General features: G+C 63.1%; 25 protein-coding genes and 2 tRNA genes. 10 read left to right on the top strand and 17 right to left on the bottom strand.

Annotation, left to right across the window (positions count from 1 at the left end; genetic code table 11):
• Window positions 1-357: 357 nt before the first annotated feature.
• The 4 genes from ASF20_RS16515 (at window position 358) to ASF20_RS16500 (ending at window position 4,414) form a co-directional block, all read left to right on the top strand.
• Entirely contained in the window at window positions 358-1,515 is a 1,158-nt protein-coding gene (locus ASF20_RS16515; RefSeq protein WP_056275894.1) for a Gfo/Idh/MocA family oxidoreductase, read from the top strand.
• Window positions 1,516-1,708: 193 nt separating this feature from the next.
• Window positions 1,709-2,908, top strand: coding sequence for an MFS transporter (locus ASF20_RS16510; protein ID WP_056275905.1), 1,200 nt, complete (start codon window positions 1,709-1,711; stop codon window positions 2,906-2,908).
• 162 nt (window positions 2,909-3,070) lie between these two features.
• Window positions 3,071-3,334 carry a hypothetical protein gene (locus tag ASF20_RS24745; RefSeq protein ID WP_156394208.1) on the top strand — a complete coding sequence of 88 codons (264 nt, stop codon included), beginning with the start codon at window positions 3,071-3,073 and terminating at the stop codon, window positions 3,332-3,334.
• Between the two features lie 183 nt (window positions 3,335-3,517).
• The gene (locus ASF20_RS16500) at window positions 3,518-4,414 is read left to right on the top strand and encodes a 3'-5' exonuclease (protein WP_056275890.1); all 897 of its coding nucleotides are present in this window, start codon (window positions 3,518-3,520) and stop codon (window positions 4,412-4,414) included.
• A gap of 21 nt (window positions 4,415-4,435) precedes the next feature.
• On the opposite strand, the gene ASF20_RS16495 is transcribed toward ASF20_RS16500, so the two are convergent.
• The 6 genes from ASF20_RS16495 to ASF20_RS16470 form a co-directional block, all read right to left on the bottom strand.
• Window positions 4,436-5,440 (bottom strand): SDR family oxidoreductase, encoded by a 1,005-nt coding sequence (locus ASF20_RS16495; protein WP_056217905.1) that lies wholly within the window; start codon window positions 5,438-5,440, stop codon window positions 4,436-4,438.
• 132 nt (window positions 5,441-5,572) lie between these two features.
• Complete coding sequence (locus tag ASF20_RS16490; protein ID WP_056275887.1) at window positions 5,573-6,421, bottom strand: transporter; 849 nt, start codon at window positions 6,419-6,421, stop codon at window positions 5,573-5,575.
• Between the two features lie 617 nt (window positions 6,422-7,038).
• Window positions 7,039-7,407 carry a hypothetical protein gene (locus ASF20_RS16485; RefSeq protein ID WP_056275885.1) on the bottom strand — a complete coding sequence of 123 codons (369 nt, stop codon included), beginning with the start codon at window positions 7,405-7,407 and terminating at the stop codon, window positions 7,039-7,041.
• 291 nt (window positions 7,408-7,698) lie between these two features.
• A tRNA-Phe gene (locus ASF20_RS16480) sits at window positions 7,699-7,774 on the bottom strand.
• Between the two features lie 120 nt (window positions 7,775-7,894).
• Window positions 7,895-8,113, bottom strand: a complete 219-nt coding sequence (gene yacG, locus ASF20_RS16475) for a DNA gyrase inhibitor YacG (protein WP_056275882.1) — start codon at window positions 8,111-8,113, stop codon at window positions 7,895-7,897.
• A complete protein-coding gene (locus ASF20_RS16470; protein ID WP_056275902.1) occupies window positions 8,110-8,751 on the bottom strand; it encodes a Maf-like protein in 642 nt (213 codons plus the stop codon). Before ASF20_RS16470 ends, yacG begins: the two co-directional genes overlap by 4 nt.
• A 262-nt stretch (window positions 8,752-9,013) precedes the next feature.
• Here ASF20_RS16470 and ASF20_RS16465 point away from each other — a divergent pair.
• The 3 genes from ASF20_RS16465 (at window position 9,014) to ASF20_RS16445 (ending at window position 10,686) form a co-directional block, all read left to right on the top strand.
• Window positions 9,014-9,088, top strand: a tRNA-Gly gene (locus ASF20_RS16465).
• Window positions 9,089-9,169: 81 nt separating this feature from the next.
• Window positions 9,170-9,532, top strand: a complete 363-nt coding sequence (locus tag ASF20_RS24210) for a hypothetical protein (protein ID WP_156648105.1) — start codon at window positions 9,170-9,172, stop codon at window positions 9,530-9,532.
• Window positions 9,533-10,440: 908 nt separating this feature from the next.
• The gene (locus ASF20_RS16445) at window positions 10,441-10,686 is read left to right on the top strand and encodes a hypothetical protein (RefSeq protein WP_056275872.1); all 246 of its coding nucleotides are present in this window, start codon (window positions 10,441-10,443) and stop codon (window positions 10,684-10,686) included.
• Window positions 10,687-10,922: 236 nt separating this feature from the next.
• Here ASF20_RS16445 and ASF20_RS16440 read toward each other — a convergent pair whose 3' ends face one another.
• The 7 genes from ASF20_RS16440 to ASF20_RS24200 form a co-directional block, all read right to left on the bottom strand.
• On the bottom strand, window positions 10,923-11,951 hold the full coding sequence (locus tag ASF20_RS16440) for a GGDEF domain-containing protein (RefSeq protein ID WP_244476458.1): 1,029 nt from the start codon (window positions 11,949-11,951) through the stop codon (window positions 10,923-10,925).
• Window positions 11,952-12,697: 746 nt separating this feature from the next.
• Complete coding sequence (locus tag ASF20_RS16430) at window positions 12,698-13,990, bottom strand: Y-family DNA polymerase (protein ID WP_056275861.1); 1,293 nt, start codon at window positions 13,988-13,990, stop codon at window positions 12,698-12,700.
• Window positions 13,987-14,442, bottom strand: coding sequence for a S24 family peptidase (locus tag ASF20_RS16425; RefSeq protein WP_056275858.1), 456 nt, complete (start codon window positions 14,440-14,442; stop codon window positions 13,987-13,989). Before ASF20_RS16425 ends, ASF20_RS16430 begins: the two co-directional genes overlap by 4 nt.
• Window positions 14,439-14,660, bottom strand: a complete 222-nt coding sequence (locus ASF20_RS16420) for a hypothetical protein (RefSeq protein ID WP_056275855.1) — start codon at window positions 14,658-14,660, stop codon at window positions 14,439-14,441. Before ASF20_RS16420 ends, ASF20_RS16425 begins: the two co-directional genes overlap by 4 nt.
• Before the next feature lie 423 nt (window positions 14,661-15,083).
• Window positions 15,084-15,641, bottom strand: a complete 558-nt coding sequence (locus ASF20_RS24205) for a hypothetical protein (RefSeq protein ID WP_156648104.1) — start codon at window positions 15,639-15,641, stop codon at window positions 15,084-15,086.
• The gene (locus ASF20_RS23540) at window positions 15,631-15,972 is read right to left on the bottom strand and encodes an STAS-like domain-containing protein (RefSeq protein ID WP_162242630.1); all 342 of its coding nucleotides are present in this window, start codon (window positions 15,970-15,972) and stop codon (window positions 15,631-15,633) included. Before ASF20_RS23540 ends, ASF20_RS24205 begins: the two co-directional genes overlap by 11 nt.
• A 1-nt stretch (window position 15,973) precedes the next feature.
• Window positions 15,974-17,179, bottom strand: coding sequence for a hypothetical protein (locus ASF20_RS24200; RefSeq protein WP_210166846.1), 1,206 nt, complete (start codon window positions 17,177-17,179; stop codon window positions 15,974-15,976).
• Window positions 17,180-17,244: 65 nt separating this feature from the next.
• Here ASF20_RS24200 and ASF20_RS16410 point away from each other — a divergent pair, with 65 nt between their 5' ends.
• Window positions 17,245-17,811 (top strand): thermonuclease family protein, encoded by a 567-nt coding sequence (locus ASF20_RS16410; RefSeq protein ID WP_244476457.1) that lies wholly within the window; start codon window positions 17,245-17,247, stop codon window positions 17,809-17,811.
• Between the two features lie 416 nt (window positions 17,812-18,227).
• Entirely contained in the window at window positions 18,228-18,866 is a 639-nt protein-coding gene (locus tag ASF20_RS16405; protein WP_244476459.1) for a NepR family anti-sigma factor, read from the top strand.
• A 76-nt stretch (window positions 18,867-18,942) separates the two neighbouring features.
• Here the strand turns inward: ASF20_RS16405 and ASF20_RS16400 are convergent, their stop codons facing one another.
• The 3 genes from ASF20_RS16400 to ASF20_RS16390 all read right to left on the bottom strand — a co-directional run bounded on the left by ASF20_RS16400 (window position 18,943) and on the right by ASF20_RS16390 (window position 20,217).
• Window positions 18,943-19,359, bottom strand: coding sequence for a DUF1236 domain-containing protein (locus ASF20_RS16400; RefSeq protein ID WP_056275846.1), 417 nt, complete (start codon window positions 19,357-19,359; stop codon window positions 18,943-18,945).
• Window positions 19,360-19,394: 35 nt separating this feature from the next.
• On the bottom strand, window positions 19,395-19,640 hold the full coding sequence (locus ASF20_RS16395) for a hypothetical protein (RefSeq protein WP_056275843.1): 246 nt from the start codon (window positions 19,638-19,640) through the stop codon (window positions 19,395-19,397).
• 367 nt (window positions 19,641-20,007) lie between these two features.
• Window positions 20,008-20,217, bottom strand: coding sequence for a hypothetical protein (locus ASF20_RS16390; RefSeq protein ID WP_056275840.1), 210 nt, complete (start codon window positions 20,215-20,217; stop codon window positions 20,008-20,010).
• A 216-nt stretch (window positions 20,218-20,433) separates the two neighbouring features.
• On the opposite strand from ASF20_RS16390, the gene ASF20_RS16385 reads away from it, so the two are divergent.
• On the top strand, window positions 20,434-21,435 hold the full coding sequence (locus tag ASF20_RS16385) for a helix-turn-helix domain-containing protein (RefSeq protein WP_056275837.1): 1,002 nt from the start codon (window positions 20,434-20,436) through the stop codon (window positions 21,433-21,435).
• Window positions 21,436-21,494: 59 nt separating this feature from the next.
• Here ASF20_RS16385 and ASF20_RS16380 read toward each other — a convergent pair whose 3' ends face one another.
• Window positions 21,495-21,962 carry a MucR family transcriptional regulator gene (locus ASF20_RS16380; RefSeq protein WP_056275832.1) on the bottom strand — a complete coding sequence of 156 codons (468 nt, stop codon included), beginning with the start codon at window positions 21,960-21,962 and terminating at the stop codon, window positions 21,495-21,497.
• Window positions 21,963-22,130 lie beyond the last annotated feature (168 nt).

Genomic DNA, 22,130 nt, shown 5'->3' with positions numbered 1-22,130 from the left:
TGGGAACGGCGAAGCGCGTCGCGGCTTCGGGGGGTATTCACCGAGAGCGCACCGAGCATGGCGTCAACCTGATTGTCCCACAGCAGGTCCACGGCCGAGGCGAGCACCCCCTCCATCCTCGACTAAGACGAGCATGACCCACTGCCCCTCCGTTGGCGGACGCGTCCTGAGCATCTGTCGAACGCCCCTAACGGCACCTGCGCGGAGCGCAAGGCATCCCTGCGCGTCTGGCTGCATCGCTATGCAACATCCGCTGCAGCGCACAGTTGACGGGACACGCCTTTCGAAACCGCGGCGAGGCCCCCGGCCATGATCGCGACTCCTGACATGCTTCCCCCTTCGCACCCGGAGATTCGCATGAGCCTCGCATCTGCCCTCGGCCTCACCTCGGTTCGAAAGGTTCGCTACGCTTTCGTCGCCCTCGGCGACATCACCCAGGAGGCGATGCTGCCGGGTGTGGCACACACCGGAAACTCCGAAGTGGTGGCTTTCGTCACCGGGGATCCGGAAAAGGCGCGGGGTGTCGGCAAGCAGTACGGCGTCACAAATTCCTATGGCTACGAGCAATTTGGCGAACTCGTCGACTCGGGCAAGATCGACGCGCTCTATATCGCCACCCCGAACTGGCGCCACGCGGAGTTCGCGATCCCCGCCCTGAAAGCCGGCATCCATGTCTTGGTGGAAAAGCCCCTGGAAATCTCGACAGCGAAGTGCCGCGAGATCCTCGACGTCGCGAAGGGCTCGCCGGCGAAGCTGATGGTGGCCTACCGGCTGCATTTCGAGCCCGCAACCCTCGCGACCATCGACCTGATCCGCTCTGGCAAGCTCGGCGACCTGCTGACCTTCGCCTCGACCTTCACCCAGATGGTCTCGCCTGAGAACCACCGGGCTCGCAGTGGCATTGAGGCCGGACCCATCTTCGACATGGGTCCTTACCCAGTGAACGCCGCCCGCTACGTTTTCGGGTCGGAGCCGACCGAAGTGGTCTCCGCCGTCGGCGTACGCCACCCTGAGGCAGGTCTCGGCGATTTCGACGACACGGTCGCCGTGACCTTACGCTTCCCGGGCAACCGCTTGGCGCAGTTCGTCCTATCCTATGTGGGCAATACGCTCGACACCTACACGGTGGTGGGTACGAAGGGGAGCGTCGAGGTAAACCCCGGCTACATGTACGGCAAGTCTCTCGAACGCACCGTTACCATCGGTGGAAGTAAGACCCACGAGAGCTTTAAGAACACAGACCATTTCGGTGGTGAACTGCGCTACTTCTCCGACTGCATCCTGAACGACCGCCACCCCGAATGCGACGGCGAGGAGGGCTATGCCGACGTGCGGGTCCTGGAAGGCATCGCCAAGGCGCTGAGGACCGGCGAATCCGTCCACCTCGATCCGTTCGACCGGAGCAGGCGGATCGACACCGACGCCCAGCGCCAGACGCTCCGCGCCAAGGCATCGCCCGAACTCGTCAACACGTCGAACCCTGGCAAAGGGAAGGAGAAGGTGCCGAAGAACTGATCGCGGCTCGATCTCGCCCCCCCGTACCGGACCCCAGAACCATGATCGCATCTACGAGGCCCGAGTGGGCCCCGATTCAAGGCCGGACCGGCACGCCCGGCCTCGACGCGGCGCTGACCGGCGGAAGCCAGCGATGAGCGTCGTCGATCTCCGACAGACAACTCCTCTGGAAGCCGCGGCCGCGGTGGATCGCATGCCCGGCCTGCCGGCGCCTGCGTCGCATCCGAACCTTATTCTCGTCGCGCTGGCGACCGGGGGCTTCGCGATCGGCACCACCGAATTCGCCGCCATGAGCCTACTGCCCGCCTTCGCCCCCGATCTTGGGATCGATGCCGCCACGGCGGGCCATGTCATCAGCGCCTACGCCCTTGGCGTCGTGGTGGGCGCTCCCATCATCGCCGTGCTGGCGGCTCGCGTCGCACGGCGGACCCTCCTCGTCACCTTGATGGTTCTGTTCGCTCTCGGTAACGGATTGTCGGCGCTGGCTCCGAGCTACTCTTGGATGCTGGCCTTCCGTTTCCTCGCCGGACTGCCGCACGGCGCCTATTTCGGGGTGGCAGCCCTGGTCGCCGCCTCGCTTGTCCCGCGCGAGCGGCGCTCGCAGGCGGTTTCGCGGGTCATCGCGGGCCTGACCATCGCGACGGTGGTTGGGGTGCCGCTGGCCAACGGCATCGGCCAACTCGTCGGCTGGCGCTGGAGCTTCGGTCTGGTGACCCTCCTCGCCACGGTGACCGCGATCCTGGTTCGGATTCACGCCCCTCTCGGCGCACCGGCCCGGGGGGCCAGCGCCCTGCAGGAGCTTGGGGCTCTGCGGCGCGGTCAGGTCTGGCTGACCCTCGCCACCGGTGCCATCGGCTTCGGCGGGCTGTTCTCCGTCTACACCTATCTGGCTTCGACGATGCTGGAGGTCACCCACGCATCGCCGAGCGCTATCCCGCCGGTGCTTGCCCTGTTCGGCCTGGGCCTCACCCTCGGGAATCTCGTCTGTGCCTGGGCGGCCGATCGAGCGCTGATGCTCTCGGCCGGCGCGACCCTGGTCTGGAGCGCCTGCGCACTCGCTCTCTATCCCTACGCCACCGGGAGCCTCTGGACTCTCGGGCCGGTCGTCTTTCTCATCGGCTGCGGTGGCGGACTCGCCACGATCCTGCAGACCCGCCTGATGGATGTCGCCGAGGATGCACAGACGCTTGCGGCCGCTCTGAACCACTCCGCCTTCAACGTCGCCAACGCTCTCGGACCCTGGCTCGCAGGGTTCGCGCTCACGGCGGGGTTCGGCCTCCCCTCCACCGGCTGGGTTGGCGTCGCCCTGGCCTTGGGCGGTCTGGCGATCTGGGCGGCGTCGTTCCTCATGGAGCAACGCGTCGAACACCGGCTTGCCATCGACAGGCCGTGAAAGCAGCGAAGCCTGCGTTCCTTACGGGATCGCGACGTCGCGGCAGTCGGCCCCGTGTACGAGCCCGTATCACGCTGGTTCTCCATGGGTTCGGGGCGACGGCGAGCGACGGGATATGATAGCAGACGCTGCCTCTCGACATGCAGCATGAGGGACCGGACGATGGTGGGAGGCGAGGACGATCTGCTGAGATTTCTCGATCGCGACGCGGCGGATACGGTCTTCCGTGAGCATGTTGCCAGAGCGATGGAGGCAGCGCCGTCGGCCGATGAAAGGGTTTCCACGGCGTCACCTGCGGTTTCCTTGATGATCACCAATCGTCAGAGAGCCGATCTCCGGGCCCTCGGGTTTTCGGAGAATACCATTCGGTGCATGACGCCGGCCGAAGCGCATGAGCACCTTGGGCTCGACAAGCCCGGACGCTAGCGGACCGAATCCACGGCATGCCGATGCTCAACGGCGGGACGACCCCGCGCCGCAGCACTGGCAGTCTTCTGGGGATACTGAGCCGACACGGACTACCAGACCGCGCCAATCGGCGCGTAAGCTCCGCCCCGGATCGCCCCGGTACGGGTTCGCGCGATCGGAGGACTGCTGGACCTGGACAACGTGGCACCGACGCACGCCCTCGACGTGATCGCAGACGCCCTTGAGACGACGGGCGCGTACCGCGTCCTCCGGCAGCTCAGGCCCTTCGCGGATGCCGACGCGCGGCCGATTGAACCGACCTTCGTCGGCCTGATCGTCGACACGGAAACCACCGGGATCGATCACACCCACGACACGGTGATCGAACTCGGCATGATCAAGTTCGAGTACGGCGCGAGCGGGCGGGTCTACCGCGTACTCGACACGCTCAATCAGCTCCACGACCCCGGCCGGCCCATCCCGCCCGAGATTACCCGCCTGACCGGAATCGGTGACGCCGATGTGGCTGGGCAGTGCATCGACGACGAGGCTGTAATGGCGATGGCGGCCGACGCCGCCGTGGTGATCGCCCACAACGCCAGCTTCGACCGCCAGATGTGCGAGACCCGCTGGCCAGTCTTCGCCGAGAAGAACTGGGCCTGCTCCTGCCATCAGGTGCCCTGGCGCGCGGAGGGCCACGAGGGGCTGAAGCTCGGCTACCTGCTCATCGATCACGGGTACTTCCACAAGGGCCATCGCGCCATCGACGATTGTCACGCGCTGCTGGCACTCCTCGCGGCGCCTCTGAAGGCCTCTGGGCGTTTGGCTCTCGCCTGCCTGCTCGAGACCGCACGCAAGCCGACGGTGCGCGTCTGGGCCACGGGCTCTCCCATCGCCACGAAAGACGTCCTGAAGGGACGAAGCTACCGCTGGAGCGGGCGGCGACGCTGCTGGTACATCGACATCGAGGAGGAGCGTCTCGACCTCGAGCGCGCCTTTCTCTGCCAAGAAATCTACCAGCGCGAGATCCACGACTTCGTGGCGGACCGGATCACCGCCCGGGATCGATTTTCCGTCCGAACCAATCCGGAAATCTGAGTCAGTCTGAGGTCGACCGCCTCACAACGGACGCTTGGCACGCCGCCCGAGAACCAGGGCTGTCGCCGTCGCGAGACCGGCGGCGATCGACAGGGTGGTCAGTGGATGGAGTGTGGCGCGCGTGTAGGCGCTGGTGCGCATCACGTAAATCGGCGAGTCGCCACGCTCTGCGCCGGCCTGAACCGGGGCGTGCAGGGCACCGGTCGGGTTCCGGGGCGTCTCGGAACGCTTCTGCAGGGCAATGATGGCGGGCGCGAGTTCGTCGTAGGCGCCGGGCACGAACTCCTTGCCCATGACGAACATCTTGCCGGCCCCGCCCACGAAGATGTCCCGCTGCGGATGTACGGCCGCGTGGAGGATGGCGTTGGCGACCTCGGACGGCGGATAGATCGGCGGGGGCAGCGTCGGCTCCCGGTCCATGTAATTGCGCGCCCGGTTCGGCAAGGGCGTGTCGATGGAGGTAGGCTTGACCAAGGTGACCGAGACTGGCGCGCCCTCGGCGATCAACTCCATGCGTAGAGTGTCGGTGAATCCCTTCACGGCATGCTTGGAGGTTGCGTAGAGGCCCTGGAACGGGAAGGCGAGGTCAGAGGCGACGCTTCCGACATTGATCAGGGCTCCGCCGTGCCGGCGCAGGTGCTCGACCGCGACGAGGGAGCCGTTCACCGTACCCCAGAGATTGGTTTGAATCAGGCGCTCATGATCAGCGTAGTCGATCGCGCTCAATGGGCCGTAAACGGTCAGCCCGGCAACGTTGACCCAGGTGTCGAAACCACCAAAGCTCGCCCGCGCCTCGTCGGCGATCGCCTGCACGTCGTCGCGCCGACCGACATCCGCCGTCACGGCGACGGCGTGACCGCCCTCGGCCTCGATCTCGCTGACCACGCGCGCGAGGACATCGGTGCTGCGGGCCGCCAACACGACTCGGGCGCCCCGCTGGGCGGCCATTCGCGCGGTCGTCAATCCGATGCCGCTAGAGGCCCCGGTGATGACAATAACCTGATCCCGCAGGGCCTTGTGTCTCATGCACCCGCCTCCTCATCAAACCCAGCGATCCGCCAGCTGAGGAACATACGCACGAAGCAGCCGACTGTTGCGCGAAGGAGGCCAGCTTGCGTGCATTTCGCGCAGGCCGGCGTAGCCTGCGCTGGGCTCGTCCTAGAACTTGCGCAGGATGGGACGTGATCCCTCCGGCAGGTCCTTGTTCTGGTAAATCGGCACCGTGGCGCGCAGCCACCCACGGGTCTCGAGGCCTGCATAGTTGCGTTGAACGATGTCGCGCGTGACGTAGGCCTGAAGGTTCACGGGGCCGAAATTGTAGCCGACGAGCGCGCCCACCGCGACTTGGCCCTGACGTGCGTAGCTCGGATCGTGCGTCGGGAGATCGGTCGATCCAAAAGCGACCGGCCCGACCTCCCACCGGCCGAAATGTTTCGTGGCCGTGAGGTCGAGATTGAGGAAGTCCGGGTAAAAGGTCCCGCTGGACGAGCGCGTGTCGAAGAAGGTGCCATAGAGGAAGTTGCCCGTCAGATTCCAGCCGTCGCCGTTGTAGGTGATGGCGAAGCGCTGATGCAGGACCGGGTTCTGGATGACGATCTCCGTGTCGCTCGGGAGATAAGCGCCGAGGAGGTAGCTGAAGTTCACGTCGTGCCCGAGCTTCCAGGCCACCTGCGCGGCCAGCAGCGTCTGGCCGAACCCGCTCTGGTAGGCAGCCCCCCGGGTGCTCGACGCCACGATCGGTTGCAGGACGACAAATTGCAGTCGTCCTCCGACGACCTCCGCCGGGGTCGCCCAGATGAACGACGGCAGGTTGATGTTCGAGTCGGTGGAGCGTGGAGCGAGATCGCGCGAGCCAAAACTCGACGTGTTGATGAAATAGAGGCCCACCGGCAACGGCGCACCCGGCGGTTGCCCCACCGTCTGCCCCGGCTGTGCCGCCGAACCGGCCCTCGCGGAATTGCTGCCCAACGCGAGGGCCAGGAGGACGGCAATCGGCGCACCCTGCATTGTCCGGCGAAACCCAGCTGTCTTCATGTCCATAGTCCAAACCAGCCTGTTATCGGCTGGGGTTCATGACATGCCGATCGCGAGGATGGTGTCCTCCTATACGCGCGGCGCACAGTTGCAGTGGTGCCGTCGCCGTCGCGCAACACCCGCCGCCGTCGCCCGACAGCGACCATCGCCGCGGCGTCCATGGCTCACCTCATCGGGGCCGAAATTGCACCGCGCTCAAAGTAGACGGAACCCGATCCTCGGCGGTCTCTTCCCCGTATGAAGCACGAACCTGAGAGGGAAGCATGACTTCGGACAAGGCAGAAACGGATACCCGCGCCATCCCGCCTAGGGCCAAGTCGTTCGTCGAACCGCGGACCAGCAACGATGCCGCCGAGGCCGGCCCGACCTCACCCGGCAGTGTCGAGCCGTCCCGTAATCGGAGGCCGGAGACGGGCGGTTACGACGACCACTCGCCCAGCCGGCACCCGACGAATAAGGAAGGCGGGTATGGCGCCGGCTGAAGGCGGTCAACGGGGCATCGTACATCGGCAGGATGCCCCGTGCAGCCTCATGGCATCCGGTCCAACGACCCGCCCCAAGCAGAGGCGGCGGGCCGTTGTGTGTGACGGTCAGTCGTTAACAGCGGGAATGGCGAGGGGCGGCGTCTGCTGGTGTTGGACGACCTGCCAGACTTCATGGGAGATCCGGCGATAGGTTGACGTACAATTGGCTTCGTACGACTCGTCGTCGCGCGATGCCTTGGCATAATACGCGATGATGATGAGACCCTCCTGGGGACGCGAGATCTGGCCTTTCGTGATCTCAATGCCCGACCAGCGTGGGGTCGCGGCAACCGCCTCAATCGCTTGTGCGCCGCTGAGCACGAAGGGCGGCGTTGGCAAGACCATGAGACACTCGTTGTCGACCAGTTCGCGGTAATGGTTCGCGTCGCCAGTCCATAAGCTCTTCTCGAACGACCAAACGCGATCATCGTCCATGGCAGTCTCCTCAACTTCAACAAAGTCGAAGGATGACGCCCCTTGTGCGCGGTTCGTTCCCTCCTCCGACGCGGCGGGACCCGCATCGGAGGAGCCATGGGCCGGGTCGAAAGCACCGGGAGCCAGGATGACAGCACATTGTGACCGATGGTCAGTCCGAGGAGACACAGTCTCTATACGGCCGGCGCAGCAGGCTCGACCGGCCTGACAGACCCACTCAGACCCAACCATCCACGGCAGTGCGATGGTTGACACCGAAAGAATGGGCGTCCGTTAGTAGTCAAGAAGCAATGGTGCCCAGGGACGGAATCGAACCGCCGACACTGCGATTTTCAGTCGCATGCTCTACCAACTGAGCTACCTGGGCCTCAGCCGGTTCGCGTAAGCGGCACCGGCTGGAGCGGGGGTATAGGGGGTGGATTGCAGCCTGTCCAGCCTCGATTGGAAGAGATTTTGACGGGCGCTTTTCGCGCCGGAGCGACGATCTTCACGCGGTCTGATCCGGGCGCGGCTCGACGCCATCGGCGTCCTCGTCCTCTGCGGTGGGGATGGCGTAGCGGTCAGTAAGCCAACGGCCGAGGTCGATGTCGGCGCAGCGGGCGGAGCAGAACGGAACGTAGGCAGGCTCGGACGCCTTCTTGCAGATCGGACACGGGTCGAGCTGCGTGGGTCCAGAGCGTCTGCGGCCAGGGTTCGGATCGCTCATGCGGGACCTCCCCAGGCACTGCGGACTGGAAAGCCCTCCCCATCCAGGAGACTGACTGTTTCGTAGAGCGGCAACCCGACCACCGCGCTGTACGATCCCACGAGCTTGACCACGAAGGCCCCGGCCAGACCCTGAATAGCGTAGCCTCCGGCCTTGCCGCGCCACTCGTTGGAAGCGAGGTAGGCCTCGATGTCGCGGGAGGACAGGCGCTTGAAGCGCACCCGGGTCTCGACCACCCGCTCACGCCGGACATTTTGGGGCGTGAGGAGGCAGACGGCCGTGTAGACCCGGTGCTGGCGCCCGGAGAGCAGCCGCAGGCAATCGGCCGCCTCACCCGGCAGCTCGGCCTTGGGGAGCACCCGACGCCCCACTGCCACGACCGTATCCGCCGCGACGAGGAAGGCCTCGCGCATGTCATCCCGCCGCCGCGCTGCAGCCCCGGCGGCCGCGAGTTTTTCGCGCGCAAGGCGTCGGGCGAGCTCGCGCGGCGTCTCCGATTTCCGTGGCGTCTCATCGATATCAGATGCCAGTAGGGCATCGGGGTCGATGCCGACCTGCTGCAGGAGTGCGAGGCGCCGGGGTGAGGCCGACGCTAGAATAAGTCGGGCGTTCCGGCTCGGGCCTGGAGTTTCGTCGATCGTCGTCACGTGCTGGCCGTCATGCGCAGGGTTGGCATCCTGTATGGGGGACGTATGGAGAACGTTCGGCCGATGCTACGCCGCGACGGGCGCGCGGGCGGCCAAGCCGGGAAGGTAGTCGGAACCTAGCGGAAACCCCTAGCCTTGTGAACGTACGCCTGGGTGTCCCTGGCGCCGCCGACCCGTGGACAACGGATGTAGGTCTGATATGGTCCCGCTCGTGGCCCTGGCGGCTACCGTCGCGGCCTCCCCTCCGCGTCGTGCGGGCGTAGTTCAGTGGTAGAACGTCAGCTTCCCAAGCTGAATGTCGTCGGTTCGATCCCGATCGCCCGCTCCAATTCTTTCAGACACTTAGCCCCGATTGGTGGCAGCGTCCCACACAAGCGTCCCACATAGCGGCTTGAGACCGGCGCTCAGAGTGAGAGATCCAGCCCTCCTCAGCAGCCTCCGTGAGCGCGTCGCGGACGCATCCGGTCCAGACCGCGCACTCTTTGCCGAGGTGTGGTTTGCCTGCACCGGCAAACAGTCTCCGGATACGAAAGCCCGCTTCGCGATCCTCCTTGATGCGAAGGCTTGGACTGATGCAGCCCTTCTGTTGGCCCGCTCAGCCTTGCCGGAAGGCCGCCTGTCCATCACCGTCGATCGCGGCATCCTCTCCCTTGTGATTGGGGCTGCGAACCTGGCCCGTGGTGCTGGCGCTGATGGATCGCGCGCTATCCATCGGACGGATGATCTCGGTTGGGCGATCCTCGCAGCAGTTCTGGACGAGTTCCTTGCGTAGCGACCGTGCCAGGGTGAATAGGGACGCGGGAGCCTCATCCAAGGTAACGTTTCCGACAGGCGTCATTCGATCGTTCCGAGGCACACTCATGAAATTCGCCGTCCTATCGCTGGCAGGGATCAGCTTGCTCATGGCGGCCCAGGCTGACGCGCAAGGCCTTCAGCCTCCTTCCGACGATCCGAGCATGAGAGAAGCTCCTCGTACGCAGCGTGAGCGGGATTTAGGCCTGGATGGGAAGCCCCGTGGACAGAGGGAGCTGTCGGCTCCCGACAGGGACGGGTACCCGACAGAGGAGCCCGGCGACGATGAGGACGACGATCTCGGGGAGGCGCTCCGTGAGGTTCGGCCCTCGAGGCCACAGGCTCGTTGATCGGCGGCAGATCCCTATGCGCTCTCTGATGCTCGCCCTACTGCTTGCGTTTGCTGCCGCGCCAAGCGCCCATGCGGAGCCTGCGTCGACACTCAATGGACTGTGGCAGCTGCTCGGCTCCTGTTCTCAATCTGTTGGCGGGCCCGCAGGGTCAGCGGGCTCAGAGGTCACGGTCCTTTTCAGCGTCAAGCGCGATGGCAGCCTGCTGGGACAGCCGAGGATCACTCATTCGAAGCTTGTGGGCGACGACGCTGCTCAGAAGGAGTTCCTCGCTGGGGTGCTCGGCAGCATCGCGCGCTGCTTCCCGCTCTCCATCACGGACGGGCTCGGGGGCGCCGTTGCAGGTCGTCCGCTGCGCCTACGCGTAGTGAACAGCGCGAGGGAGCGGGGCGCCTAGCGAGCTTACGGCGGTCGCGTACCCACCCAAACTGCCGATAACCAAGTGCAGGCCCCATCGGTCAGCGCCCCAGCCCACAGTCACACGCCGTTCGAACCTCGCTGATCACGGGCCGTTGACCTCTCAACAGGAGAGACACTAATGCCCGCCGAAACCTCCACGACGACCGAGACCCTGGCGTCCGCTTCCTATGATGCTACGCGCGTTCGCATGCATGCAGGAGAGAAGGAGAAGGGTGGCAAGCCTTCCATCGAGGTCAACGAGGACGACATCGCTGCACCTCGCCTCACGCCCCAGGGCCGAACCGATCCTGATGAGGCAGGTGAAGACGAGACCGATCCCATGGGCGGCGTGAAGAAGGGCCAGAGCGACAAGGCTGAAGGATAGCGCCTACGCCCCTGGCAGGAAGGGTAAGACCTGGGCCGGCATCGATCGCTGGCATGCTGTGCTCTGCCCGGTCTAGGCTAAACGGCGCTCGAACGCCGATCCCGTGCGGCCTCCTTCAGCAGCGGCCCTCATGTCAGCCTCACCAAAGCCAAGGCTCGCCCCCTACTCTTTAGAGCAGGCAGGCCACTTCGTCTGCCTGAAGGCTACCAGTGGAGGATACCATGCCCGCGGGCAGCTCAAGCTGCTTTTCGCAAAGGCGCTAGGGCGGCTCGGGATTTCCCAAGGGCTTTCGCCTCGTAGAGGGCACGGTCGGCAGCGGAAAGCAGGCTTGCTAAGTCGGTGCCGTGCTCTGGAGCTAGTGCGATGCCGATGCTCACCCCGATCGTAACCGTTCGATCTTGAGCGAGGTCGTAGGGAGCAGAGATCTGGGTCACCAAACGCTCTCCGAGCTTGATGAGTGCTGCAGGTGCCAGAAGCTCAGAGAGGATGACGAACTCGTCGCCTCCAAGACGCGCGACGACGTCACTGGGCCTCGTGCTCTCACCTAATCGCGCCGCAACGGCCCTCAGCAACTGGTCGCCTGTGCCGTGCCCATGAGTGTCGTTGACCGCCTTGAACCCGTCGAGGTCTAGATAGAGGAGCGCCGACAAGCCATCGCGCCTTGCTGCTATAGCTTCTGCGAGGCCAGCACGATTTCGGAGGCCGGTAAGACTGTCGTGCTGGGCCCGGTAGGCGTTCTCGCGCTCGGCTCGCATGGTGACAATCAGCATCTTGTTCAGCCGAAAACCTGCGGCACTCATGCTCGCCAAGTAGAACGGGATCTGCAGGAATGTGATCATGAGGAGCGGCTCACCCGTGAAGGGGGCAGCAATGCAGCAGGAGCCGAGCGTGAGGACAATCATCGCGCCAGCAAGGCGCGGTGCCCCGAAGTTACGGAACGAGATGCCGCCGACCATTGCTGCAGCGGAGAGGCATGCCAGGGTCGCGACGACCCAGTCACCACTGAGTAGGCTAATGAGAGTGCCGTAACCAACGCTCGCGGCCCAGGCCAGGCCGAGTAGGATATAAATGTCTGTCGGGGTCTTTCGCCGTTCAGCTGCGGCTCGCTGCGCGACCACCAGCACAATGAGGCGAGTGAGGCAGATGCCGTACTCTAGGACGCACCAGATGAGGAACTGCTTCTGGGGGATCCGATACGCAACGAGCGTAGACACCGCCAGAGTATTCAGCACGCCTCCTGCAAAGATCGGGAGCGTGCCAAACAAGCTTCCGATCAAAGCTGTTCGGATCTCGCTAGGAACGTCACGACCGGCATCAGTCAACCAACATGTGACACGCCAACGGGGCAAGCTGAACAGTCGTGTGTTGTTGTGCATCGGACTGTCCGAACTTTCAGAACGAAGGAGCGCAAGCAGTGCGAGCTCAAGCTGACTGGCCATAATCAAGCACTGCTCGGCGACTACCTACCTGCCCTGGGGTTAACATTCCCATTAACACGATCCGGTAGCACCCGGCGTGAGAGAGCAATAAGGCCTGCAACAGGACCGAGCCGTGCTATCCTGGCGGCATGGTTGAGAACCGAACTACAGCGAACTCTACGGGGGAAGGCCATCCTTGAGGCTGACGTGGACGCCGCGGTTGATGCCTTTACATCTCCTCCACCAACGACGCCTTCCTGTTTGTGGGTAGCTGACGGTTCCACCTCCCTTTGGTAGTGCGATCCCGGGAATTGGCGTCCTTCATGGCCGTTACAAAGGATGCCGCGGAGCACTCGAAGCGAACGGCCGTCTGATCCGCGATCCTGCTGCGCGACCTAAAAAGGAATGACGATGGCATACGACGAAGTGGACGAGACGCTACTACGGAAGGCGGTCCGCTACCTTCTGGAGCAAGGGGCGCCTCTCAAACTCATCGGTGAGGCCGAAGTGTCGGGGTTCGAAATGGGAGGCCAAACTGTCGGTGCCAGTCAGGTCATCTTGAGGGCTTATGCAGCCGGGATGGCTGACGGCACTTAAGCATACGCCGTCGGTAGCTCGGCCACTTGCGTCGTGTAGCGCGGGCTGCGCATCTCGAATTTCGTCGACCAGGTCCGCTTCTCGGTGAGCCCCGCCCGGGCCGGCACAACGGCGCCACGGCCGAAGCGCGCATTGCAAGCGTCCATCGCCGCCATGAGCGGCGCGCTGCGCTCGCGGTCGAGCTGGCCGATCAGCGCCCGCGGCGCGTCCTCGAGGAGCTTCAGATCTGTGGTGACCACGCCGGCCTTGCTGTAGCGCCAGGGCCGGTCGCCCGGCGCCTCGCGCCAGGTGCGGACCACGCCGGCCTGCGCGGCCTTGATCAGCGCCAGCGTGTCGTTCGTGGCCTCCGGCATTGTCACCGTCGTCGAGACCGAGCGCATCGGGTCGCCCCGGTCGTGCTCGCTCGTGTGATAGAAGACCGACACGTGGGTAGTGCCGAGGCCGCCGCGCCGCAGCTTCTCGCCGAGCCGCGTCGCATGCGTGGCGACTGCCTGCTCTAAGGTCTCGCGCTCGGTGATGCGGCGGGAGAACGAGCGGGTGACGGCGCAGCCCTTGCGCTGGGCCGGCATGAGCTCAAGCGGGAGGCAAGCCAGCCCGCGCAACTCGTAGATGATGCGCTCCCCCACTACCGTCATGGCTTTGCGCACCGGGCGTGGGTCGAGATCCCGAAGGTCCGCCACCGTGTCGACGCCGAGCCCTATCAGCTTGGCGAGCGAGGCCCGTCCGATGCCCCAGACCTCCGCCACCGAGATCCGGCAGAGCCAGTGGTCGTAGGCCACCGGGTCGGTTAGGTCGCACACCCCGTCGAGATCCGGGATCGTCTTGGCGATGTGGTTGGCGAGCTTGGCCAGGGTCTTCGTCGGGCCGATGCCGACGCAGGTAGGGATGCCGGTCCAGGCCCGCACCGTCGCGCGCAGATCCCGCGCGAGCGCAACCCGATCCCGGTCCCGCACGTCCGAGAGGTCGAGGAAGCTCTCGTCGATGGAGTAGATCTCCACCGCGGGCGAGAAGTCCCGGTAGACCGCGTTCGTGCGGGCGCTCATGTCGCCGTAGAGGGTGTAGTTCGAGGAGAAGACGCGCACGCCCTCGCGCTGGCACTGCTGGCGGATCTTGAACCAGGGATCGCCCATCTTGATCCCGAGCGCCTTCGCCTCCGCTGTGCGGGCAATGGCGCAGCCGTCGTTGTTCGAGAGCACGATGACCGGCACGCGGGCGAGCTTCGGGTCGAAGACGCGCTCGCAGGAGCAGTAGAAGCTATTGCCGTCGATCAGCGCGATCGCCCGGCTCATCGCACCAGTCCGGCGCGCGCCACATGCCAGCGGATCGAGAAGCGGACCACACCCCAGATCTCGCCCTCGATCAGATCCTCGACAGCGAAGGCCGGCAGGTCGGGATTGTCGAAGGCGAGGCGCGCGACGTTGCCCTCGATGACGAGGCGCTTCAGGCTCATGGTACCGTCGACGATCGCCACCACGACGCTTCCGTTACCGGGCTTGAGGCTGCGGTCAGCGACTGCGAGATCCCGGTCGAAGATGCCGGCCCCGCGCATGCTGTCGCCAGAGATGTTCCAGGCGAAGGTCGCTGGCGGGTTGGGTGCCAGCCAGCGCGGCAGTTCCAGCGAGCCCTCGAGGAAATCGTCGGCTGGCGACGGGAAGCCGGCGCAGAGCGCGGCCCCCTGGATCGGGATGCGAACCGTGCCGGCGCCCTGAGGCGTAAGCTCCGCGATCTGGAGCAGCTTCATCGGCCATGATCCGAGAAGATCGCACCGTCGCGGATATAGCGGCGTGAGATGAGGCGGCGCTGCTTCGCCGTCTGGCGCTCCGCTTCGTCCATATCGGCAAGGGCATCGGCGATGACCTGGACGAGGACGGCCCACGGATCGTCATACGTGGGCGCGGGATCGTCGTGAGCAAACTCCTCGGCATTGGTGAGAGGTCGATCGCCAGTTCGTCCGTGCATCGCTGCCTCTCGCCTGATAGAACAAAAGAAGAACAAACACGGCAGGGGCCTTCGGCTCAAGCTGGCGTGAGGGACAATTTGTCGGCGCTGTGCACGCTTGTGGATGACGGGATGAAAGGCGAATGCGAGCGGGGACTTACCGTTTCCACTGCACTGACGGTCACCATGCCGTGCTCGATTTAGCTGGCCGCTACCTACGAGCTCGGTCGGATCTGCGGGCGGAAGCGATGCGAGTTGCCCGCGGGATCATGGGTCGCTGCGCCGGTCGGCTCGAGTGGTCGGCCTGGATCGTTGACGTGCACGACGCCGCCGGTCGGCGTGTGCTCATTCTGATGTTTGAGGAAGCCGGCCCAGCTTTGTAAGCGGCTTAAGGGAAGGTACGATAAGCTTCACTACAAAAGCATCTAATAAAAAACGGGTCTATTAATCATTAATGCGGGTTTCAGCGTATCTTTCTCGGAATGCTCTAAAATAATGTGAGGCAGTGCCCGATAAGCTTAAGGCCTTCGCCAGTGAACGACGAAGCTCTACAAGCATGTCGCTCGCATTTACTTGGGCCAACTGAACTCGATTAGGATCCGCGGTTCTACTTGCGGAGCCATAGCTGCCCCCGGTTAAGGCATCCGAGAACCCTGCCATATTCATCTCTAACCGGAGTTTATCACTTTCGGGCAATCGGGATGAGATCGAATACAGCATTCCATCTAGCCGGTTTTGGAAACCAAGCAATCTAGCCTCATAAAGACTTACTTCAATTGCCGCCTTTATTTCGTCGGAAGTTGGATTAACGCCGACGGAAGCGCTTAGTTTTTCTCTAATCCAATATTCGGCCGCGCATTCAGCTGCGGCATCAAGAGTATCACAAAACCGCTCAATTTCACCAATCCAAAGATCCCGACGGTATTGCCACCACCGGATTGCTCCTGTGGACGCAAAGCCGAAAGCTGCACCTAACGCTAATTGAAACGGATCAATGGACACGATCTAACGAGGCAGCTGCGGTCTGGATATAGCCCCAGATCTGCGAAGGATATCTTTGAAGTCTTTTAGTCTCTGCGACGATTTTGAGCTTGCGGTGAAGATCCGGAACTTTAAAGCCCTTTCGAATAAGTCCACCAAAAGCCTCTTCAAGAAACGAAGCAGGAAGACCAGCTACTCCATCCAAAACAACCGTAACTGTACTGCCGCTTGCAATGGCAGGAGCTAAGATCTGCTCTCGAAACAACTCGCCGCTATGAGGACCGTCGAAAATGAACCGCCCGCCGGGAAACCGGCTGAAATCCTGAGCGATCTGGATCATGGTGTCAGCCATCTCAAAATCGCAAGTCCCAGGTGACCAGAGTTCCGCCGATTGATGCGTTCCGGTTGACATAATGCGGCTTCTGACCCTTCAGGCGACGGTACTCGCCCGTCCGTGAATATATGGTTATGGCGCCCTCGACGCAAAGATCCAGGGCATCCTCCATCGAAGGCAAGCCCTTTCCTCGGTAGCCCTCACCGGTCGAGGATCTCCCAACTTCCATTGCAAGTGCTATCGCACTGCCGTCGCGGCTTACATCGTCCGGATCGGGCAATATGCTAAAGACCCGCCTCCAAGCTCGCTGGAATAGTGAATACTTATCCCAGGTTTGGAGTGTTCCTGGTATGCTCAAGCCGCGATCGTAGACACTAATTCGCAACCGCCTGCTGCCGTGATCCACAAACCCTGTCAGCCACCATCCTGGAAAGAAAGGCGCACTGAAAGCTACGTCTTTTGGGTAGGCATGATGCCTAGTATTAACTAGAGCTTCCAGAATTGCCCCATAAAGTTCTGGGTTATCTAAAGCAGCATCAACCCCCAATTCCGACAGCAAATTTCCAACCTGCTCACCATCTGCTTCACTGCCAGATTTGAAACGCAGGATCTTCCAATCACTTCCCTCTAGATAGGTCGGCCCTTGCTTGCGGACACCCGCCATATCCAAAAAGCCGATCCCTTCTAAGATCGCTCTAACTTCCGGCTTCCAAAGATGCATATCGACAGCACCTGGAACGAAGCCTCCAACTCGTCGGTAGCAATCATACTCCGCCGCCAATATTAATGCGACGGAAGCAGATATCTCCTCAATCATACTAAAATCAAAATATGTTTTTAAGTTTTTATGCGATCTTTCTATTGCTTTGAGATGTTGATTTGATTTCGGCATGTACTCGTCAGCACAGCCGTCAGCCAAGCTCTCGCGCACGTTGAAAATAAATTTTGAAGTTTCTTCAAAATTTCTGTTTAATGATAGAATAGCGGGAACAGGCCGCGCAGGTTCGACTACACGTGCGCTTTCATCACCCCGGGCGCTTCTAATTGTGATAAGCTTTGCACGCCGGATCTGATCGCTAGTAAATTTAGATGGCATACCGCCAGACGTCAGAAGGACGTATTTTTTCCGCGAGCGGCGGCGCAGGCCTTTAATAGCTCTGCGTATTTCGTATGCTCGGCGTTCTGTCGACAGCCGCTTCATAACCGCGCCTTTCTTTACAGCCAAAAAGCGGCGGTCGTTCCAGCGATTGCCCTATGGCGTTGACCAATTTAGGAGAAGCTGTACGACGCATGATCGTCAAGGGTCCTGATGGAGGACTTTGGGCTTTTACCACCCCCATCAGCGAGGGTCGTGAAATCTGGCATCGCAATAAGATTATGCGTCTCTGGCCCTGCCTCCTCGTCCTGCTCCTAGCATCTCCTGCTCTAGCAGACCCGATCGTCGGGCGGCCATCAGTGATCGACGGCGACACGCTTGAGGTCCGCGGCACGCGCATTCGCCTGCACGGCATCGACGCGCCTGAAAGCGCGCAGGTCTGCAAAGACGCCGCCGGCAAGGACTATCGCTGCGGCCAGACGGCGGCGCTGGCCCTGTCCGACTATATCGGCAAGCGCCTCGTGACCTGCGATCCACGTGACACTGACCGCTACGGCCGGGTCGTGGCTGTCTGCCAGGCCGAAGCCGAGGATCTGAACGCCTGGATGGTTCGCCAGGGCCACGCCATCGCGTACCGGCGCTATGCTGAGGACTACGCCAACGCCGAGCTCACAGCGAAGGCGCTCCGTTGGGGCATCTGGGCCGGCACGTTCCAGGAGCCATCCGGGCAGCACAATCACGCTTACCCTCAGCCTCAGTGACTGTGTCGAAGCACAAGGATGGCAACTTCGGTCCTTCGGTCCCCAGCCGCTGCTACGGGTTCGGCTAACAGGGTTACCAAACCCCCAGCCCATTCGACGGCCCGCAGGAACCGCTTGATCGCACGGCTAAATCCGCAGCGCTGGGAGCATCGAGACCCGCTGCACCGACCGTAACGCCCCTTCCGCGGAGCTGAAGCGACGCGCTCCGTCTTCAATCATATGAAGAATTCGTTAGGCGCCGTTCAGGCTTGGTTTGCCAGAACCTCCCGACATTTTACGAAAATTGCCTGGGTGGATGCAGGATTTAACGGAGGTCCGAGACGAGCATGTCCGATGGCGACACCCACGAGACCGCGACGTTTGGGCATCCGGATCCGGATCACGAAACGATGCACAGGGACGCCCCCGTGAGCGGGATGCCCGAGACCGTTCGGGCGCATCTCGGATCGGAGCTTCAGGCGCTCTATGCCGCCTTCCTCGCGGAGCCGCAGCCCGATGCCCTTCTCGACCTGATCGCGAAGCTAGAGACGGGGCCCGTCCAAGCCGTCGCAAGCTCAGAAGGCACGTTCCGCGCCGAGCTGCTGGCCGCGCTACCTGGCCTGCGTGCCTTCGCGGTCTCGCTCGCCATCAATCAGACGACGGCCGACGACCTGGTTCAGGAGACGCTGCTGAAGGCTTGGGCCAACCGGCACCGCTTCGAGCCCGGCAGCAACCTCAAAGCCTGGGTCTGTACCATTCTGCGCAACCAGTTCTACACCGAGTGCCGCAAGCGCAGGCGCGAGGTTGAGGACGCGGACGGCGTCCAGGCCGGGAAGGTCATCACCCCCGCCGCGCAGGAGGCCAGCAGCGACCTGCGTCGGGTCTGGCAGCATCTCGGCAAGCTCCCGGCCTCGCAGCGCGAGGCGCTGTTGCTCGTAGGAGCGCAGGGCATGACCTACGAGGCCGCCGCCGAGTTGATCGGCTGCCAGGTCGGCACCATGAAGAGCCGCGTCAGCCGAGCCCGGACGCTGCTTGCCGGTCTGCTCGGTGTCGAGGACGACCGCAGTTTGGCCTGAGGCGTCCAGCAAAAATAAAAGTCCGCCGCGGCGCGTGCCGGGCGGACTTCGTGACGTTACGGGGGTGACGCAGGCCTCAGTCGATGACCTCGACGATGCGGCGGCTGCGGTCCACCAGCACCGGACGCTCGTTCACCACAGTGTAGCGGTAGCCCGGGCGTGCCTGATACTCGCTCGGCACGTCGTAGTAGGTGACCTCGTCGTCCGGCAGCACGGTGCCGACCTGGACCGGGCCGCCCCAGCTGTAGGAGCGCACGCCGCGCTCACGCACGTAGGAGCGGAAGCGCGGCCGCTCATCGATGCCGAGGATGCCGCCGACCGTACCGGTGGCGGCGCCAACCGCCCCACCGACGATGCCGCCGATGGGACCAGCCGCGTCGGCACCGCGCTCGGCGCCCTCGGCAGCCCCGCGCAGCGTGCCCTGTGCCTGGGCCGCCATCGGAAGGGCGAGCATGCCGGCCGCCGTGAGGGCGAGAAGAAGCTTGTTGGTCATGATGAAGTCTCCTGAAGCCTCAGTGGGCCGGCTGCTCAGTTGCAGCCTTCCTTGTGGACGGTCTTGGAGTTGCCCATGCCGTCCTCTTTATGGACGGTCTTCGAGCCGCAATCGACACTGCCGGTGGTGACCTCACGGCGCTCGACCACGCCTTCGCGGCGCTCAACGGATACGCCCGGGGCGCTGTCGCGGCGGATGACGGTGGTGTCCTCGGCCGACGCCGGCGCGGCGAACCCAGCCAGTGATGCGACGAGGAAGCCGAAGGCAAGTGACTTGCGCATGTTGTGCTCCTTTGTGCTGACGGGCTGCCCGTCAGTGTCCGCCCCAGGAACGACGAGGTCAGAAGAACGGTTGCGTGGTTGATCCGATCCATTCCGGTGATCGGCCAAGTGACCGTCTCCCTAAAACGTCCGAGCCCGCCGGCCCGACTGGATAGCTGGATGGATTGTGGAGGCGAGACTGCTTGGGACCTGACCCGCATCAATACGGTCTGCCTTCGTCCGAACGGTCCCAGGGGGCGGGTCCAGGCTGAGCCACAGATGCTTTTGCGCGACGCTGGAACCCGTGACTGCGCCTATAGCTACCGGGTTGAACCTTAGTGTCGGCTACCAACGCGACGGACGCTTCTCACCCACCGCATCCATCAACCTACTGGGCCGCTTCGCGCAGCAACGGCTCTTCAATGAGGGTCGCACCGCAGGCGGTCATCAGGTCGCGGAGAAGATCCAGCGCTTCGGTCACTTCGCTTTCCGTTGCCAAACCTTCCCGGTAATGGGTGCGACCGCCGGCAAGGGTGACCGCGATGTCAAACCGGCCATCTGGCTTTTCAATGACTTGGTAGGAGACGCTTCGAGCCATCCCAGCGACCTAGGGCAACCTTCCGCCATGGGAAGGTTGCCCATCCTTGAACCTTCACGCCGTGGTCTTCACAGCGCCAGCCACCGGGTGCGGGAGGCGCTGTTGACGCCGGCGAGCTGCTTCTTACCCGAGGGATATGAAGGTTGAGGCGTGACTGTTCGCCTCTAGCCTCGTAGGGCTGTAACACTTCGGCGATCCTTAGGCTTTGCAGGCCAGATGACCATCGTTCCCACTCTGCACTTCAACACCGATGGTCTCGATCCAGCCCATGCCTTTGCAGCATGGCGGGATCTGATGGCGCCAATCATTCGGGTTGAGCAGAGTGAGCGGGCCGCGCCGCCGCGCGGCAATCTCTCCTGCACGATACTTGGCGACATACTCGCTAGCCGGATGGTTTTTACACCGCAGCGAATGATCCGAGACCGCCGTCATGCAGCGGTGACGCCAGATCATCTGACCTTCATGCTTTACGTCTCTGGGGGACTGACGGGCGAGATTGCAGGCTGCGCGGTGACGCAACAACGGAACAGGGTGATGGCCGCCGACATGGGCCGGGAACTCGATGCGCGCGGCGCACGCTCCAGTGCGATCGGGCTGACAGTGCCGCGTCAGCTCCTGGCGGATGTCGATATTGAGCGCATTCCGATGTTCTTCGATCGCGAGCGCAACAGGCTACTACTCGCACGCCTTTACGCGCTGTATCGGCATCTGCCCTCGACACGAGTTGAGAGAGCCGAGGAGGTTGCGGCCGAACTGACGGGGTTCGTGCGTCGCCTTCTCGATGGCTCTTCGGCGTCGGACGTCCTGCGAGGTCCCGAGCTCGACGCGAGCGTCGTGGAGATGGCCGAGCGTCTGATCGACCTGAACCTGCCCTCATCGAAGCTCTCGCCCGAGTGGCTCGCCGAACGTTTGGGAACGTCACGGACGTCGCTCTATCGCGCGTTCGAGCAAACTGGCGGGGTCATGCACCGCGTCTGGGAGAAGCGGCTGGAGGCGATCCGGACAGCGCTCGAGGATCCGCTTGAGACCCGGTCGATCACGCGCCTGGCGAGCGAACTCGGGTTCAAGACTTTGGCCCACCTCAGCCGAAGTTTTCGGAGCCGCTACGGGGTGGCGCCTCGCGAATGGCGCCACACCCGTGTCGGTTACTCAGCTCTGACGTTCGAAAAATCCCCGGCCCTGGCGCACGATTGGTACGAGCGACTTGGCCAGAGCTGACGCCTCGGCAAAGTTCACAGGAGCTGGATCATACAGCGGTCGTCGCAGCTTCGCCAAAATTACGCAGCCTTCTTGCGACCCTTCGCAGGCGACTGCTCATCCTCGGCGCGATCGGCGATCCGACCGAGCCCAATCGACTTGGCAAGCTCGGAACGCCGTGCAGCGTATTCCGGGGCGACCATCGGGTAGTCGGTCGGCAAGCCGAAGCGAGCTCGGTAGCCATGCGGATCAAGGCCATGCGTGCTCAGATGCCGCTTCATGGTCTTGTAGGTCTTGCCGTCGAGGAAGCTGATGATGCCGTTAGGCGTCACAGACTTGCGGATCTGAGCTGCGGTTGGCTTTTCGATCTCGGGTTCTGACGCGATTGCTGCAGCGCCGCTGGCAAGGCCACCGAGAGCAGCGTGGATGGTGCGTATCAGGTCCGGCAGATCGGTGGGCCGAATGGAGTTGTTCGATACGTACGCAGAGGTGAGATCGACAGTGAGTTCGACGAAATCGACGACTTGATTTTGAAGAGCTTCCGACATTTAAACTTCCGTTCCGAGGCTAACGGCACCACGGATATCATAGAAAATCGCTTATTCGAAATAACGGAAACGTCACCATAAAGTATGTGCATTATATGTATCGTTCTGATCCGCCCCCATTGAAGTGGTCCGCCCTTTGGTATGGCTTTTGAGCCTGGAGGACGGACG

Origin of the sequence: Methylobacterium sp. Leaf88 (assembly GCF_001422795.1) — a bacterium.
Classification (GTDB): domain Bacteria; phylum Pseudomonadota; class Alphaproteobacteria; order Rhizobiales; family Beijerinckiaceae; genus Methylobacterium.
Note: the sequence above shows the minus strand (reverse complement) of the source record. Positions and strands in the feature narration are given on the sequence as shown.

What these genes read in the sequence shown, in the direction of transcription:
- ASF20_RS16515 (WP_056275894.1), top strand. Translation starts at nt 358, where the DNA reads ATGAGCCTCGCATCTGCCCTCGGCCTCACCTCGGTTCGAAAGGTTCGC.
- ASF20_RS16510 (WP_056275905.1), top strand. Translation starts at nt 1,709, where the DNA reads ATGCCCGGCCTGCCGGCGCCTGCGTCGCATCCGAACCTTATTCTCGTC.
- ASF20_RS24745 (WP_156394208.1), top strand. Translation starts at nt 3,071, where the DNA reads ATGGTGGGAGGCGAGGACGATCTGCTGAGATTTCTCGATCGCGACGCG.
- ASF20_RS16495 (WP_056217905.1), bottom strand. Translation starts at nt 5,440, where the DNA reads ATGAGACACAAGGCCCTGCGGGATCAGGTTATTGTCATCACCGGGGCC.
- ASF20_RS16490 (WP_056275887.1), bottom strand. Translation starts at nt 6,421, where the DNA reads ATGCAGGGTGCGCCGATTGCCGTCCTCCTGGCCCTCGCGTTGGGCAGC.
- ASF20_RS16485 (WP_056275885.1), bottom strand. Translation starts at nt 7,407, where the DNA reads ATGGACGATGATCGCGTTTGGTCGTTCGAGAAGAGCTTATGGACTGGC.
- yacG (WP_056275882.1), bottom strand. Translation starts at nt 8,113, where the DNA reads ATGAGCGATCCGAACCCTGGCCGCAGACGCTCTGGACCCACGCAGCTC.
- ASF20_RS16445 (WP_056275872.1), top strand. Translation starts at nt 10,441, where the DNA reads ATGCCCGCCGAAACCTCCACGACGACCGAGACCCTGGCGTCCGCTTCC.
- ASF20_RS16430 (WP_056275861.1), bottom strand. Translation starts at nt 13,990, where the DNA reads ATGAGCCGGGCGATCGCGCTGATCGACGGCAATAGCTTCTACTGCTCC.
- ASF20_RS16425 (WP_056275858.1), bottom strand. Translation starts at nt 14,442, where the DNA reads ATGAAGCTGCTCCAGATCGCGGAGCTTACGCCTCAGGGCGCCGGCACG.
- ASF20_RS16420 (WP_056275855.1), bottom strand. Translation starts at nt 14,660, where the DNA reads ATGCACGGACGAACTGGCGATCGACCTCTCACCAATGCCGAGGAGTTT.
- ASF20_RS23540 (WP_162242630.1), bottom strand. Translation starts at nt 15,972, where the DNA reads ATGGCTGACACCATGATCCAGATCGCTCAGGATTTCAGCCGGTTTCCC.
- ASF20_RS16410 (WP_244476457.1), top strand. Translation starts at nt 17,245, where the DNA reads ATGATCGTCAAGGGTCCTGATGGAGGACTTTGGGCTTTTACCACCCCC.
- ASF20_RS16405 (WP_244476459.1), top strand. Translation starts at nt 18,228, where the DNA reads ATGCCCGAGACCGTTCGGGCGCATCTCGGATCGGAGCTTCAGGCGCTC.
- ASF20_RS16400 (WP_056275846.1), bottom strand. Translation starts at nt 19,359, where the DNA reads ATGACCAACAAGCTTCTTCTCGCCCTCACGGCGGCCGGCATGCTCGCC.
- ASF20_RS16395 (WP_056275843.1), bottom strand. Translation starts at nt 19,640, where the DNA reads ATGCGCAAGTCACTTGCCTTCGGCTTCCTCGTCGCATCACTGGCTGGG.
- ASF20_RS16390 (WP_056275840.1), bottom strand. Translation starts at nt 20,217, where the DNA reads ATGGCTCGAAGCGTCTCCTACCAAGTCATTGAAAAGCCAGATGGCCGG.
- ASF20_RS16385 (WP_056275837.1), top strand. Translation starts at nt 20,434, where the DNA reads ATGACCATCGTTCCCACTCTGCACTTCAACACCGATGGTCTCGATCCA.
- ASF20_RS16380 (WP_056275832.1), bottom strand. Translation starts at nt 21,962, where the DNA reads ATGTCGGAAGCTCTTCAAAATCAAGTCGTCGATTTCGTCGAACTCACT.